15 protein-coding genes are annotated in these 14,409 nt (G+C 34.0%); 13 read left to right on the top strand and 2 right to left on the bottom strand.

What is annotated here, in order from left to right; all coding sequences use genetic code 11:
* The first annotated feature begins 67 nt into the window (after positions 1 to 67).
* The 3 genes from AC1Q7L_RS03995 to AC1Q7L_RS03985 all read left to right on the top strand — a co-directional run bounded on the left by AC1Q7L_RS03995 (position 68) and on the right by AC1Q7L_RS03985 (position 2,231).
* Positions 68 to 499: a BT0820 family HAD-type phosphatase gene (locus AC1Q7L_RS03995; protein ID WP_410690312.1), complete on the top strand. Its 432-nt coding sequence runs from the start codon at positions 68 to 70 to the stop codon at positions 497 to 499.
* A 155-nt stretch (positions 500 to 654) separates the two neighbouring features.
* Positions 655 to 1,464 carry a type I methionyl aminopeptidase gene (map, locus tag AC1Q7L_RS03990; RefSeq protein WP_066758769.1) on the top strand — a complete coding sequence of 270 codons (810 nt, stop codon included), beginning with the start codon at positions 655 to 657 and terminating at the stop codon, positions 1,462 to 1,464.
* Positions 1,464 to 2,231: a class I SAM-dependent methyltransferase gene (locus tag AC1Q7L_RS03985; protein ID WP_492306498.1), complete on the top strand. Its 768-nt coding sequence runs from the start codon at positions 1,464 to 1,466 to the stop codon at positions 2,229 to 2,231. Before map ends, AC1Q7L_RS03985 begins: the two co-directional genes overlap by 1 nt.
* Positions 2,232 to 2,339: 108 nt before the next feature.
* On the opposite strand, the gene AC1Q7L_RS03980 is transcribed toward AC1Q7L_RS03985, so the two are convergent.
* Together AC1Q7L_RS03980 and AC1Q7L_RS03975 are read right to left on the bottom strand one after the other, a co-directional pair.
* Complete coding sequence (locus AC1Q7L_RS03980; protein ID WP_410690316.1) at positions 2,340 to 2,666, bottom strand: DMT family transporter; 327 nt, start codon at positions 2,664 to 2,666, stop codon at positions 2,340 to 2,342.
* 160 nt (positions 2,667 to 2,826) lie between these two features.
* Positions 2,827 to 3,390: a Crp/Fnr family transcriptional regulator gene (locus AC1Q7L_RS03975; RefSeq protein WP_492306497.1), complete on the bottom strand. Its 564-nt coding sequence runs from the start codon at positions 3,388 to 3,390 to the stop codon at positions 2,827 to 2,829.
* A 349-nt stretch (positions 3,391 to 3,739) separates the two neighbouring features.
* On the opposite strand from AC1Q7L_RS03975, the gene AC1Q7L_RS03970 reads away from it, so the two are divergent.
* The 10 genes from AC1Q7L_RS03970 to AC1Q7L_RS03925 all read left to right on the top strand — a co-directional run bounded on the left by AC1Q7L_RS03970 (position 3,740) and on the right by AC1Q7L_RS03925 (position 14,283).
* On the top strand, positions 3,740 to 4,738 hold the full coding sequence (locus AC1Q7L_RS03970) for a LacI family DNA-binding transcriptional regulator (RefSeq protein ID WP_410690318.1): 999 nt from the start codon (positions 3,740 to 3,742) through the stop codon (positions 4,736 to 4,738).
* Between the two features lie 33 nt (positions 4,739 to 4,771).
* On the top strand, positions 4,772 to 5,662 hold the full coding sequence (locus tag AC1Q7L_RS03965; protein WP_492306496.1) for a carbohydrate kinase family protein: 891 nt from the start codon (positions 4,772 to 4,774) through the stop codon (positions 5,660 to 5,662).
* 40 nt (positions 5,663 to 5,702) lie between these two features.
* Positions 5,703 to 6,947, top strand: coding sequence for an L-fucose:H+ symporter permease (fucP, locus tag AC1Q7L_RS03960; RefSeq protein ID WP_410690320.1), 1,245 nt, complete (start codon positions 5,703 to 5,705; stop codon positions 6,945 to 6,947).
* 5 nt (positions 6,948 to 6,952) lie between these two features.
* Positions 6,953 to 8,362 carry a carbohydrate porin gene (locus AC1Q7L_RS03955; RefSeq protein ID WP_492306495.1) on the top strand — a complete coding sequence of 470 codons (1,410 nt, stop codon included), beginning with the start codon at positions 6,953 to 6,955 and terminating at the stop codon, positions 8,360 to 8,362.
* Between the two features lie 27 nt (positions 8,363 to 8,389).
* A complete protein-coding gene (locus AC1Q7L_RS03950; protein ID WP_492306494.1) occupies positions 8,390 to 9,229 on the top strand; it encodes a sugar phosphate isomerase/epimerase family protein in 840 nt (279 codons plus the stop codon).
* Positions 9,230 to 9,353: 124 nt separating this feature from the next.
* Entirely contained in the window at positions 9,354 to 10,229 is an 876-nt protein-coding gene (gene era / locus AC1Q7L_RS03945; RefSeq protein ID WP_410690323.1) for a GTPase Era, read from the top strand.
* A 70-nt stretch (positions 10,230 to 10,299) separates the two neighbouring features.
* Entirely contained in the window at positions 10,300 to 10,728 is a 429-nt protein-coding gene (locus tag AC1Q7L_RS03940) for a DoxX family protein (RefSeq protein ID WP_492306493.1), read from the top strand.
* Positions 10,729 to 10,863: 135 nt separating this feature from the next.
* Positions 10,864 to 13,266: a S9 family peptidase gene (locus AC1Q7L_RS03935; protein ID WP_492306492.1), complete on the top strand. Its 2,403-nt coding sequence runs from the start codon at positions 10,864 to 10,866 to the stop codon at positions 13,264 to 13,266.
* A 77-nt stretch (positions 13,267 to 13,343) separates the two neighbouring features.
* Complete coding sequence (locus tag AC1Q7L_RS03930) at positions 13,344 to 13,769, top strand: hypothetical protein (protein WP_492306491.1); 426 nt, start codon at positions 13,344 to 13,346, stop codon at positions 13,767 to 13,769.
* A gap of 10 nt (positions 13,770 to 13,779) precedes the next feature.
* Entirely contained in the window at positions 13,780 to 14,283 is a 504-nt protein-coding gene (locus tag AC1Q7L_RS03925) for a GNAT family N-acetyltransferase (protein ID WP_492306490.1), read from the top strand.
* The last annotated feature ends 126 nt before the right edge of the window (positions 14,284 to 14,409 follow it).

Genomic DNA, 14,409 nt, shown 5'->3' with positions numbered 1-14,409 from the left:
TAAGAGTGTCAAGTTTTTTGGCACTCTTTATTATTTCTTATCTTTGCAACTCTAAATCATAAGGTAAATGATGAATAATAAAAAAATTGCTGTGGATTTTGACGGAACAATCGTTGATGATGCATATCCGGCAATTGGAAAAGCGAAGATTTTTGCTTTCGAAACATTAAAAAAATTACAAGGTCAGGGATTCAGATTAATCCTTTGGACATACAGACACGGAAAAACGTTGGATGAAGCAGTAGAATTCTGCAAACAAAACGGAATTGAATTCTATGCTGTAAATTCAAGTTTTGAAGGCGAGGTTTTTGATCATGAAACACAATCAAGAAAACTGGATGCCGATTGGTTCATTGATGACAGAAATTTAGGTGGATTCCCAGGTTGGGGTGAAATCTACAATATCATTAATGAAAGAATAGAATTTCGTGTTGAAGGAAAAGAAGTTTTAGCCTATTCTAAACTTAAAAAAGAAAAGAAAAAAGGACTTTTCTGGTAGATTTTTATAAGAAATTAGAAGTTAGATGTTAGAAATTAGTTTTTAAATCAGCTTTTAATTTTAAATTTTAATCAGAAAATATTAGATGTTATGAAAAAAGGCATAAGCTTTTAATCTAGTTTCTAACATCTAATTTCTAATATCTAAACAAAAAAATGATTCAATTAAAAACAATAGACGAGCTTCGTCTTATGAAAGAAAGTGCTCAGTTGGTTTCAAGAACATTAGGAATGTTGGCGAAAGAAATCAAACCAGGGATCACCACTTTATATTTAGATAAATTAGCGCATGATTTTATTAAGGATCATGGTGCTGAACCTGCATTTTTAGGGTATGGAGGTTTCCCGAATTCTTTATGTATTTCTCCAAACGATCAGGTGGTACACGGTTTTCCAAACAATGATATTGTGAAAGAAGGGGACGTACTTTCTGTAGATTGTGGAGCTGTTTTAAACGGTTTTGTTGGAGATCATGCCTATACTTTCGAGATCGGAGAAGTAAAACCTGAAGTTAAAAAATTGTTGAAAGTTGCTAAAGAATCTTTGTATAAAGGGATCGCGCAATGTGTAAGAGGGAAAAGAATCGGTGATATTTCTCACGCAATCCAAGCTCACTGTGAAAAAGAAGGATATGGAGTTGTAAAAGAGCTTGTTGGTCACGGTTTAGGCAGAAAAATGCACGAAGATCCTCAGGTTCCAAATTATGGAAAACAAGGAAGCGGAAAAGTAATCAAAGACGGTTTAGCAATCGCTATAGAACCAATGATCAATCTTGGAACTGAGAAAGTTAAATTCCATAATGATGGTTGGACGGTTACGACTTTAGATAATTTACCTTCTGCACATTTCGAACATGATGTAGCAGTAATCAATGGAAAACCGGTCTTGCTTTCTACATTTAAATATGTTTACGAAGCTTTAGGAATCGTAAGTAATGAAGAGGAGCCTTTCCAAATGGATTTTTAATGAAAAAAGTAACGAAATTTTTATTAAATAAAATTCCGCGGCCGATGCTTATTAAGATGAGTATCTGGGCGAGACCTCTTATTTATCAGTTTTTTAAAGGAGAAAATTTCTTTGATCCTATCGACGGAAGATCTTACCGAAAGTTTCTTCCCTATGGCTATGGAAATCAGAGAGAAAACGCTTTATCTCCGGGAACTTTAAGCTTGGAAAGACACCGCCAGATGTGGCTGTATCTTCAAAATGAAACTGATTTTTTCATTAAAAATGCTAAAGTTTTACACATCGCTCCCGAGCAGGAATTTTTAAGAAAATTCAAGAGAATGAAGAATTTGGATTACATTTCAGCTGACTTATTTTCTCCAATTGTAGATGTAAAAGCTGATATTCTGAATCTTCCTTTTCCTGATGAAAGTTTTGATGTTATCTTTTGTAATCATGTTTTAGAACATATTGAAGACGATGCAAAGGCGATCAGTGAACTATATAGAGTCATGAAACCAGGTGGGTGGGGGATTTTTCAAGTTCCGATGAGAAATTCATTGGAGAAAACCTATGAAGATTTCACCATTAAAGATCCAAAAGAACGTCAAAAACATTTCGGACAATACGACCACGTCCGTTGGTACGGAATGGATTATTTTGACCGTCTGAGAAAAGCCGGTTTTGAAACAGAACCTAATTTCTATTCTCAAGAGTTTACAGAAGAAGAAATCAAAAAATATGGGTTAAGACAAAATGAAATCTTACCTGTTGTTTATAAAAAATAAAAAAACGTCTCTATTTTAGGGACGTTTTTGTCTTATAACTACAAAGTTTAAATAAAATTAATTTGTGAAAATTAGTGTCAAGAATTTGAGCAATTTGTGTTTAAATTATTAATGAGAAACTGCCTTCAATCCAATCACGGAACCTACTAAGGTTACAATAAAAAATATTCTCCAAAAACTTATAGGATCTTTAAAAAAGAAAATCCCCATTAATACAGTTCCTACTGCACCGATTCCCGTCCAAACGGCGTAAGCGGTTCCAATCGGCAAGGTTTGCGTTGCTTTGATCAATAAAAGCATACTTACCGTTAATGAAACCAGAAATCCTGCAAACCAAAAATACATGGTTGTTCCCGTTGTTTCCTTTACTTTTCCCAGACAAGATGCAAAAGCAACTTCAAATAATCCTGCGATGATTAAGATGATCCAATTCATTTTTTTAAATTTTTCTGCCGCAAAGTTCTGTATTTATCAGCAATTAAAATTTTACAAATGTTAAAAAATAAAAGTAAAGCTAAAAAACAAACCCACTCACACTAAAACACTCAAACTCTAAATCCCTCAAACTCTAAAACTCTCACACCCTCAAACACTTTCACTTAATCTCCGCCCGAATCCTACTCAAACTCACCTGTGTAATTCCCAAATACGAAGCAATATGACCCAATTGAACTCTTTTCAAAAGATCAGATTTATCGCGCATTAGATCTTTATAACGTTCCAAAGCTGTTTTAAACTGTCTTGAAATAATTAATTCTTCGGTTTTTATCAGTTCCCGTTCTGCAAATTTCCTTCCCCAATTGGCAATATGAATATCTTCACTGAATAATTTTCTTAAACTTTCTGTTTCAAGTTTATATAATTCGCAGTCTTCTAGTAATTCAATGTTTTCATAACCGGGTTTATCTTCAACATAACTTCTCATTGAGATCACGGTCTGACCTTCACTTCCAAACCAAAAAGTAATATCATTTTCAGCTGTAGAAGCATAAGCACGGACAATTCCTTTCTTTATAAAATAGATATAAGGAACGATTCTTTCGGCCTCCATTAAGCAGAAATTTTTGGGGTATGAAACCTCAGTTATATATTTCTTTAAACTTAATTTAGAGCTTTCCTGCAGAGGATAAATATTGTCAAAGATTTCGTCTATATTCATAAAAATGAATTGTAATATTTCAAAAATATTGGTTTTAAAAGGTTAAATAAAAGGATATTTTTATCAAGTTTTAAATTATTTTCAAAATATATTAAAATTTAATAAGCTAAACGTTTAACCAAAAGTATAACTAAATTAACATCAAAAGATTTCATTTTTGATTAACATTAAATTAATATTAATGATATTTTTATTTAAATAATTGATAATAAGTGTTTTATATATTATTTAATTCTAAAATTTAAAAAGGCGCGAAAATACAATAATTTTCCAAATGACCAAAAAAATACAGCTATTGTTTTGTTTATATTTTATAAGATACTTTTGCATCGTAAACTGATAAAATAGTATGAAGAGAGCTTCCATTAAAGACATAGCGAGAATTGCAGGAGTTTCTGTTGCAACCGTTTCCTATGTTTTAAATAAAAAAGAAGGAAGCAGAATAAGTGAAGCCACAAAAGTAAAAATTCTTGAAGTGGCTGAAACGATTAATTATACTCCCAATAAGATTGCAAAAAGTCTTAAAATGAGTAAAAGCAAGCTGATAGGGCTTATTTTGGCAGATATTTCGAATGATTTTTATTCTAATATTGCTAGAAATATTGAAGATGAAGCCATGAAATTTGGTTATACTTTGCTTATCGGAAGTTCTGATGAAAATCCCGAAAAATTCAGAAAATTAACAGAGCTTTTCTCTGAACAGCAGGTAGATGGGATGATTTTGGCACCGGTTGTAGATTCTGATGAAGCAGTTTTAAAACTTTTAAAAGAAGAATATCCAATCGTAACCATCGACCGTTACCTTAAAAATGTAAATATTCCAGGAATTATGATCAATAATTCTGAGATTTCGGAAAGTATTTGCGAATTTTTGGTTGAGAAAAATTTTGAAGAAATCATTTATATCGGTTACGATACCAAACTTCCACATCTACTAGACAGACAGGAAGGATTTGATAAACGCATTTCTACAGCTGATATTCAGTATAAAAAAGTATTGATTGGTATTGATAATATAACGGAAGATATCTATAAAGGTCTTGATGAAACTTTAGATCTTTCAAAGAAAACAGCTTTGTATTTTTCAAGCAACAAACTTGGAATTGCAGGATTAAGCTATTTAAATCAGAAAAATATTAAAGTTCCGCAAGATGTATCAGTAATTGCTTTTGATCAGACAGAAGCGTACAGTCTTTTTCCAACAGAGATTAGTTTTGTACAACAACCTTTGATAGAAATGGCAAGAGAAGCAGTGAAAGTTCTTGATGCTCAGATTGATAATTATTCAGTCGACGGTAGAAAAATAACCTTTCCTGCAAAATTGATTAATAAAAAATCAGTGAAATAAAAAATTTAACGAATAACTTAAACGTTTAACCTTATGATAAAAGAAAATCCTTATGTAGTTTGTTTTGGTGAAGTTCTTTGGGATATATTCCCTGAAGGTACCAGAGCGGGAGGAGCGCCCTTCAATGCTGCATACAATGTGCACAAAATGGGAACTGATGTTAAAATGCTAAGCAGAATCGGGAACGATGAGCTTGGAAAAAAATTAACAGACCAGATCAAAGGATGGGGACTGACCACAGAATACATCCAGGTTGATAATGAACATCCGACAAGCACTGTAATTGCAAAAATTGATGAATATAATGAAGCAACTTACGACATTGTAAATCATGTAGCTTGGGATTACATTGATTTTTTACCTGAACATAAAGAATTGATATCCAATGCTGAAGCTTTTGTTTTCGGAAGCCTTTCTGCAAGAAATCCAAAGTCTAAAGAAACACTTTTAAAACTTATAGAATTCGCAAAACTTAAGATTTTTGATGTTAATTTCAGACCGCCATTCATTGATATTGATTTGATTAAAGAGCTTTTACACAAAGCCGATATCGTAAAAATGAACAAAGCTGAAATGAGACAGATCATGGAATTCTTAAGCGAAGAATATATCAGCGAAGACGAGAGCGTAACTTTCATTCAAAATCACTTTAATATCAAGGAAATTGTACTTACGAAAGGAAGTAAAGGTGCCAGATATTTTATTGGAGACAGAAACTATGGATTTGGCGCTGTTCCTATTAAAATTGCAGATACGGTAGGAAGTGGAGATGCTTTTCTTTCAGGATTCATTTCTAAAAGAATTCAAGGTAAAAGTCCGGAAGAAATCATGACAGAAGCAATTTCCCTTGGTGCTTTTATTACTTCAAAATCAGGTGCTTGCCCGGATTATGAGTATGAAGAATTTCAAAAATTTAAAAATTAGAATTTATCAATAAACTTTTAACACTTTAAAAAACACACTTATGAATTCAGCTAAATTTACTGAAAAGAAGTACCTTGTTGTATTCTCTTTCGTGATCTCCCTGTTCTTTTTTTGGGCAATTGCCCTGACGATGGGAGATGTATTGAACAAGCATTTCCAAAATGTGCTTAGTATTTCCAAATCAAAATCCGGACTGGTACAGCTTTCAATCTTTGGAGCGTATGCTTTAATGGGAATTCCAGCGGGACTTTTCATGAAAAAATTTGGATATAAATTAGGAGTTATTTTGGGATTGTCATTGTTCGCAGGGGGATGTTTTCTTTTTATTCCTGCGGCGAACAATATGTCTTTTGATTTCTTTAGAGTAGCATTATTTATCCTTGCAATGGGGATGGCGACTTTAGAAACTGTGGCTCACCCTTTCGTTGCGGCGTTAGGAGATGAGAGAACGAGTGATCAGAGAGTGAATTTCGCTCAGTCTTTCAACGGATTAGGAGCGATTATCGGACCTTTGTTGGGTGGTTTTTTCATCTTTGGAGCAGGTCAGGAAGATAATTCTTTGGATTCTGTGAAAAGCTTGTATGCATGGATTGGAATCGTAATTTTAGTGATCACTATTATTTTTATGTTCATTAAAGTTCCAAGTTTAAAAGATCCTCACGCGGAAGAAATTGAAATGTTGGAACATGCAACTGGCGAAGATCACCACCACGACAGCGATCCAAATGCACCGCTTTGGAAGCAAAGACACTTTATTTTTGCAGTTGTTGCTCAGTTTTTCAATATTGCAGCGCAAGGTGGAACATGGGCATTCTTTATCAACTATGGAGTTGAAAAAATGCACCTTCAGGAAACTCAGGCTTCATATTATTTCTCTTTAAGTATGGCAATGATGATGATCGGACGTTTCGTTGGAACATTTTTAATGAAATATATTGCGCCTAATAAGCTTTTAGCAATTTTTACAGCTTGTAATATTGTGCTTTGTCTTATTATTTCTCAAAGTTTTGGATGGGTTTCATTCATCAGTTTAATTATGTTGAATTTATTCTTAAGCGTAATGTATCCAACAATTTTCAGTCTTGGTCTTAAAAGATTGGGTAACAAAGTTCAGCAGGCATCTTCTTTCTTGGTAATGGCGATGTTCGGAGGAGCACTTTTCCCGCCAATTATGGGTAAAATTGCTGAAACAGACGTTGCACATGCATACTTATTGCCAATTATCTGTTATGTGATCATTATTGTTTTTGCTTTAAAATTCTACAAACCAAAAACTTTTAAATAATAAATATGAACACAAATGTTTTTAAATATAGTTTTTGGCTTTTAATAGTTTTCAGTCAAATTTCAAATGCACAGATCGTTATTACCAATAAAAAGTTCTCTTTTGGAACAACGGGTAGGATTGGAGCAGCGTATTCTCCAAACGCAGACGGACGCACAGGTAGGCAATTAAACCTTAATAATCAAGGTTCTTTAGGAGGAAGAATGGATCAGGGGGATTATGTAGATTTCCTACCGGCTTTTCATTTCACTCCTGTTGTGGGTGGTGACAGTACGAAAGGCACCAAAATTGATATGCAGGCGAGATTAAGTTTCTATTCTGGCGGAACATTTTTAGGAAACGTAGACTCTAAATCAGACCACGGAATGATCGTTGCTTTACCGGAAGCTTTCGTTGAAGCAAGAAATATCATGGGAAGCGATTGGGATGTTTGGGCAGGATCCAGATGGTTGAGATTTAATGATGTACATATTGCAGATTATTTTTATTTTGATGATCACTCAGCTACAGGTTGGGGTGTGAAACATAAAAATACAAGCTTCTCTATGTTTTTCCCTGCAGCGATAGACACGGCAGCGAGCAATTCTACACCCTATTCTTATACAAATGTGATCAGCGGTACAAAAAGTTTGATTTACAGGCAAAGAGAAGTATTTGTTTTGGAGCATACCATTCCGTTTAAAAATGGCGATCATAAACTGAAACTTCTTGCAGAATTTCATAATGTAGATAAATCAGGGAAAAATGCTATGCAACAGTATCCATCAGACAAAGGCTGGGTTTTGGGAGCAAAATTAAATACAGATTTAAAGACAAAACTTCCGGGATCTTTTAACCAAATTTCCTTGAGATACGGAGGCGGAATTGCCAACGGGGGAGATGGCGGAAATACCCAGACATGGCGAACTTACGGAGCTCCGGATGAAGTTACAAAGACTTATAAAGGCGCGTATTCTTTAACTGCGGTTGAACATATTTTGTTAAATCTTTCTGATAGATGGTCTGTAAATGCTTATGCTGTTTACACTCAAAGTAAGGGTGGAGCAAACAGTGATAATAAAGCAATGGATTATTATAATCGTGAAATTTTCAATAAAAAATCTGAATTTAATACAGGTTTAAGAGCAACTTATTATTTCAACAATTGGTTCCATATTGTTTCCGAATTGCATTTTGCTACAAGAAAAGACGGAATTCAGGATCCTGCATCAATGACAAAATTGGTTTTGGCTCCAACATTGGTTCCTACTGCTGAAAGAAGCGTTTGGGCAAGACCACACATCAGATTGATCGCGGAATTATCAAGATACAACGATCAGGCGATGAACAGTCTTTACTCTCCATTTTTACAGCAATCGGGAGCAAAAAGATTCGGAACTTACTTTGGTGTAAGAACAGAATGGTGGGTATTTTAAATGAATAATTAAAAATCAATAATTATAATGAATGTAAAATTTGGAGCTTCACTTCTTTCATGGATCACCCCAAACTGGAATCCTGAAGCCGGAAAATATGCAATAGAAAAAACGGCAAAAGCAGGTTTTGATTTAATTGAAATTTTGCTTCCCTCGTCAATGGAATTTAATTCTAACGAAGTAAAACAACAGCTTAAAAATAATAATCTGGATGTTGTCTGTTCATTAAATCTTCCAAAAGAAGCTCATATTGCTTTCTATCCTGAGGCTGCAGAAAAGTTGATGAAACAGGCTGTAGATAAAACCTCAGAACTAGAAACCAATTTTTTAGGAGGTGTTCTTCATGGCGGAATTGGATCATTTTCGGGGAATCCTTTAACTGAAAATGAAGCTGGAATTATTGTTGAAGTTTGGAGTAAAGTTGCAGATTATGCCCAAGCAAAAGGCGTAAACATTGCAATTGAACCTATCAACCGTTATGAAACTTATGTTTGTAACACCGCAAAAAATGTTTTAAATCTGATCTCAAAAACAGGGAAAGATAATTTATTCCTTCACTTGGACACTTTCCACATGAATATTGAGGAGAATAATTTTTACGATCCGATCATTCTTGCAGGAAGTAAGCTTAAACATGTTCACATGACAGAATCTCACCGCGGAATGCTGGGTGAAGGTACTGTAAATTGGAACGAACTTTTTAAAGCTTTAAAAGAAATCAATTTTGAGGGGAATTTGGTATTGGAGAATTTTTCTTCTTCTATTCCCGGAATGCAGCAGATGGTTTCTTTATGGCAGAAATCTCCACACGATGCCGAGGAATTGGCTCGTGGCAGTTTAGAATTTATGAAAAATCATATCATTTAGTTCAATTTCATTTCCAGAGAAAGTCTTTCCTTAATTGGGAAGGCTTTTTTATTTTAAATCTTTTAACATTAGCCGTAAAGACCAGTTTTGTTTTAGTAACTTTGCACTTTGTAATATTATTTTTATGCACAAAGCAGGATTTGTAAATATAGTTGGGAAACCAAATGCCGGAAAATCTACCTTATTAAATCAATTAATGGGGGAAAAACTGGCAATTGTAACCCAAAAAGCACAGACAACACGTCACAGAATTTTTGGAATTTATAACGAAGAAGATCTACAGATCGTATTTTCGGATACGCCTGGAGTTTTAGATCCTAAATACGGCCTTCAGGAGAAAATGATGGATTTTGTAAAGGATTCTTTACAGGATGCGGATGTTTTCCTTTTCATTGTAGATGTAACAGATAAATCTGAACCATCAGCATTTTTGATTGAAAAATTAAATAAAATCCCTGTTCCTGTTTTACTTTTATTGAATAAAGTAGACCAGACAGACCAAGCTGGTTTGGAAAAACTGGTAGAGGAGTGGCACGAAAGAATTCCTAAAGCTGAAATTCTTCCTATTTCTGCGTTAAATGCATTCAACACTGATATTATTCTTCCTAAGTTGAAGTCGATGCTTCCTGAAAGTCCGGCTTACTATGATAAAGATCAATATACTGATAAACCTGAAAGATTTTTCGTGAATGAAGCTATTCGTGAGAAAATTCTTTTGAATTACGAAAAAGAAATTCCATATTCTGTGGAAGTTGTTACGGAACAATTCAAGGAACAAGAAGGAATTATTTTCATTGATTCAATTATTTATGTTGAAAGAGATACCCAAAAAGGGATTATTATCGGACATAAAGGAGAAGCAATTAAAAAAGTTGGAACAGAAGCAAGATTAGATCTTGAAAAGTTTTTCTCAAAAAAAATTCACTTGAATTTATTCGTTAAAGTGAAAAAAGATTGGAGAAAAAACGATAGAGATTTAAAAAATTTCGGATACAGATAGACTAAAAAGTCAATATTCATCGTTGTATTAAGGAGATTTTTTATTAACTTTATCTTTAAATTTTCAATGAATGAACTATTTAAGCTCAAAGTCTAACCCGATTTATGTAGATATTATCTTGTTAATTGTAAGAGTGTTTATAGGATTTGCTATGCTTTCTCACGGTTTTCCAAAACTTCAGATGTTACTGGAAGGTGGAGATATTAAATTCTTTAATTTTCTGGGATTAGGTCCTACAATATCTTTGGTATTAACTGTTATAGCAGAATTTGCATGTTCAATTCTTCTTATATTAGGTCTTTTTACAAGAATCTCATTGGGTTTTTTAATATTCACAATGATTATTGCAGGCTTTGTAGTTCATGGAGCTGATGCATTTGATAAAAAAGAATTAAGCCTGATTTATTTATCAGTTTACCTTCTTTTGATGGCTTACGGTGCCGGAAAATTCTCAGTAGATTATATGATTGAAAAGAGAAGAAGAGCTTCAGATTGGTAATCAAGACTTAAAAATAAATATAAAGAGCAGTAAGATTTTACTGCTCTTTTTTTATTTAATCGCAATATGGTGGATTAATTGTGATTATTTTTTATGTATTTAAAAATTCATTACTTTCGTGAAAAATGAAATATTATGAAGATAAAGCTAACAATCTGTTTACTTGCGTTTCTTAATTTCTACGAAGCTCAGGAAAATATTACCTATCAAAAGCCATCTGCAGAAATTCTTAAACTTGCAGACTATGAAAGACCACCAAGCGTTTTAATGAATAGCAAAAAAGATTGGATAGTTTTCACTTATCGTCCGACCTATAAAACTTTGGAAGATCTTAGTCAGCAAGAAATGAAGTTGGGCGGACTTAGAATCAATCCCGTAACTAATATTTCGAGTACAGCAACCTATTCAAACAATTTGAAGGTTAGAAAACTGAATGATAAAAATGAAGTTCAGGTTAAAAATTTACCATCAAATCCTAAAATCACCTATACATCTTTCTCACCAGACGAAAAAAAGCTGGCTTTTACCAATACAACTGCAAAAGGAGTAGAACTTTGGATCATAGATCTGGAAACCGCTACTGCAAAGAAAATAACTGCCGATAATCTGAATGCGAATTTAGGAAGTCCGTATGTTTGGTATAAAGATTCTCAGGATATTTTAATTAAAACACTTCCTCAAAACAAGGGAACTTTAATAGATTCAAGCAAAGATCTTCCAACGGGACCGATCGTTTCTACCTCAGACGGAAAAGTTTCTCAAAACAGAACGTATCAGGATCTTCTTAAAAATCCACAGGATGAAAAGAACTTTGAAATCCTTACAGCTTCTGATATTTACAACGTTGACTTAAATGGAAGCTTGAAGAAAGTAAAAGAACAGGATTTGTATTCAGGATTAAGCTTTTCACCCGATGGAAATTATATGATGGCAACAACAATCAAAAAGCCATTCTCATACATCGTTCCTTTAAACAGATTTCCAACAATTACAACAGTCTATGACATCAATGGAAATGTTGTAAAAGTTGTGAACGAAGTTCCGCTAAACGAAATAATGCCAAAAGGTTTTTCTTCTGTGCGAACAGGAAAAAGAGATATGGGTTGGAGAAGCGATATGCCCGCAACATTGGTCTATTCTGAAGCATTAGATGGCGGAGATCAGGCAAAAACAGTTGATTACAGAGATGAGATATTTACTTGGGAAGCACCGTTCAGCACTGCTCCAAAATCATTCTTTAAAACAAAACAAAGATATGAGGGAACGAGTTGGACAAACGATCATTTTGCCATCGTTTATGAAGGCTGGTACGATACAAGAAACACAAAATCTTATTTGGTTGATCTAAATAATAATGAGTCTAAAGTAATTGATGACAGAAATTATCAGGATGTTTACAGTGATCCTGGAAATTTCAACACGACAAAAAACCAATTCGGAAGAACAGTTGTTGATATGAAAGGTGGAAAATCTTATCTTATCGGAGACGGATTCACGAAAGACGGTCAACATCCATTCATTGATGAAATGGATATGAAAACCCTGAAAAAGAAGAGACTTTACACCTCAAATATAAAGAATGCCAAAGAGGAAATTATCGATATTCTGAATCCGTCAAAAGGAGAGGTGTTGACCATTCAGCAGTCTGCAAGTCAGTATCCTAATTATTTTAAGAAAAATATTAAGTCTAATAAAACTGAAACAGTAACTAATTTCGCCAATCCATTTGAAAGCATTAAAGATGTTTATAAAGAAGTCATCACATACAAAAGAAATGACGGAGTTACTTTAACTGGAACGCTTTATCTTCCTGCAAACTACGACAGAAAAGCGAAAAAAGAAAAACTTCCTTTATTAATTTGGGCATATCCGACAGAATATAAAGATAAAAATACTGCGGGACAAAATACTCAAAACCCAAATGACTTTACGTTCCCATACTACGGATCTTTCGTGTATTGGACGACCAAAGGATATGCGGTTTTGGATGATGCTGCTTTCCCAATCATTGGAGAAGGAAAAACAGAACCAAACGATACATTTATTACTCAATTAGTTGCCAACGGTAGGGCGGCAATTGATGCTGTGGATCAGCTAGGATATATCGACAGAACGAAAGTTGCGGTTGGAGGTCACTCTTACGGTGCTTTTATGACTGCCAATCTTTTAACGCATTCCAAAGATTACGCATGTGGAATTGCAAGAAGTGGAGCATATAACAGAACGCTAACGCCTTTTGGTTTCCAGAGTGAACAAAGAAATTATTGGGACATTCCGGAAATTTATAACGCTATGTCACCGTTTATGAATGCTGATAAAATGAAAACACCATTGCTTCTGATTCATGGTGATGCAGACAATAATCCGGGAACTTTCACTTTGCAGACGGAAAGATATTTCCAGGCATTGAAAAACCTTGGAGCTCCTGTAAAAATGGTTCTTTTACCAAAAGAAGCTCACGGTTATCAGGCAAAAGAAAATATTCTTCACCTTCTTTGGGAACAGGATCAGTTTCTTGAGAAATGTTTGAAAAAATAACAATTGATTATAAAACTCGTTCTTTTTAGAGCGAGTTTTTTATTACTTTTAGAAATAATTTTTAAAGTTATTTATTAATGCCTATAATTAATTGCTCTGCACAAAAAAGTCAAACTTTAGAAGAATTTTATACAGAATTTATTCCTAAACCGGAAGATAAATTTGAAGATATTGGAACATCGATGTTGAAAGTTTTAGAATTGTTTAATAGAATATTTAAAGAAACGACAATCTTTGGCTTAACATCACATGCAACATTACTTTTATTTGAAGAAGATGATTATACATCGGATTGGTTTGTCGCTATAAATGGATTCAGAGATACATTTTATATTGAATATATAATTCCAAAAGAAAAAAGGCCATGGGAAAATGCAATTGTAAAAGGAGCTACTAACTCATTAGAAGAATTTGAAGAAATGATTATCATTTCAATGAAAGAATCTGCCGGCTGGAAGGGCAATGTTGAAATAGATAATTTATATCAAAAGTTAAAAAAATAAGTCCTTAAAAATGGAAGAATTAAAATTCAGGAATGCAAACCCTGAAGACCTGTCAAGAATAGTAGAAATCTATAACTCGACCATCCCATCAAGAATGGTAACTGCCGATACGGAAAACGTTTCTGTAGAAAGCAGACAACAATGGTTTAATGAACATAATTCTGAAAACCGCCCGCTTTGGATGATTGAAGATCTTCAAAATAAGACGATTGGTTGGGTGAGTTTTTCATCATTTTACGGAAGACCGGCTTACAACGGAACGGTTGAAATCAGCATCTATATGGATGAGAGCTGTCGTGGAAAAGGCTTCGGCAAGAAAGTTCTTCAATATTGTATTGATAACGCAGGAAAATTTGGCGTTAAAACATTATTAGGATTTATCTTTTTGCATAATGAACCGAGCTTGAAACTTTTCAGGCATTTCGGATTTGAAGATTGGGGTACCTTTCCTGATGTAGCTGTTTTGGATGGTGTTGAAAGGAGTTTGGTGATTTTGGGGAAGAGAATCGGATAGTCTATTGTGTCATTGCGAGGAGCGAAGCGACGAAGCAATCTCCAAAATAACTCATTATTTACTTTCAGAAGCTATTTCCCGCTTTCCGCACTCGCTATTTTGAGGGTTTCGGGGGGGGGGGGGGGG

The sequence above is a fragment of the Chryseobacterium sp. GW823-FHT05E08 genome, from assembly GCF_058795655.1.
This window is presented reverse-complemented; position numbering and strand designations above follow the sequence as displayed.

What these genes read in the sequence shown, in the direction of transcription:
- AC1Q7L_RS03995 (WP_410690312.1), top strand. Translation starts at nt 68, where the DNA reads ATGATGAATAATAAAAAAATTGCTGTGGATTTTGACGGAACAATCGTT.
- map (WP_066758769.1), top strand. Translation starts at nt 655, where the DNA reads ATGATTCAATTAAAAACAATAGACGAGCTTCGTCTTATGAAAGAAAGT.
- AC1Q7L_RS03985 (WP_492306498.1), top strand. Translation starts at nt 1,464, where the DNA reads ATGAAAAAAGTAACGAAATTTTTATTAAATAAAATTCCGCGGCCGATG.
- AC1Q7L_RS03980 (WP_410690316.1), bottom strand. Translation starts at nt 2,666, where the DNA reads ATGAATTGGATCATCTTAATCATCGCAGGATTATTTGAAGTTGCTTTT.
- AC1Q7L_RS03975 (WP_492306497.1), bottom strand. Translation starts at nt 3,390, where the DNA reads ATGAATATAGACGAAATCTTTGACAATATTTATCCTCTGCAGGAAAGC.
- AC1Q7L_RS03970 (WP_410690318.1), top strand. Translation starts at nt 3,740, where the DNA reads ATGAAGAGAGCTTCCATTAAAGACATAGCGAGAATTGCAGGAGTTTCT.
- AC1Q7L_RS03965 (WP_492306496.1), top strand. Translation starts at nt 4,772, where the DNA reads ATGATAAAAGAAAATCCTTATGTAGTTTGTTTTGGTGAAGTTCTTTGG.
- fucP (WP_410690320.1), top strand. Translation starts at nt 5,703, where the DNA reads ATGAATTCAGCTAAATTTACTGAAAAGAAGTACCTTGTTGTATTCTCT.
- AC1Q7L_RS03955 (WP_492306495.1), top strand. Translation starts at nt 6,953, where the DNA reads ATGAACACAAATGTTTTTAAATATAGTTTTTGGCTTTTAATAGTTTTC.
- AC1Q7L_RS03950 (WP_492306494.1), top strand. Translation starts at nt 8,390, where the DNA reads ATGAATGTAAAATTTGGAGCTTCACTTCTTTCATGGATCACCCCAAAC.
- era (WP_410690323.1), top strand. Translation starts at nt 9,354, where the DNA reads ATGCACAAAGCAGGATTTGTAAATATAGTTGGGAAACCAAATGCCGGA.
- AC1Q7L_RS03940 (WP_492306493.1), top strand. Translation starts at nt 10,300, where the DNA reads ATGAACTATTTAAGCTCAAAGTCTAACCCGATTTATGTAGATATTATC.
- AC1Q7L_RS03935 (WP_492306492.1), top strand. Translation starts at nt 10,864, where the DNA reads ATGAAGATAAAGCTAACAATCTGTTTACTTGCGTTTCTTAATTTCTAC.
- AC1Q7L_RS03930 (WP_492306491.1), top strand. Translation starts at nt 13,344, where the DNA reads ATGCCTATAATTAATTGCTCTGCACAAAAAAGTCAAACTTTAGAAGAA.
- AC1Q7L_RS03925 (WP_492306490.1), top strand. Translation starts at nt 13,780, where the DNA reads ATGGAAGAATTAAAATTCAGGAATGCAAACCCTGAAGACCTGTCAAGA.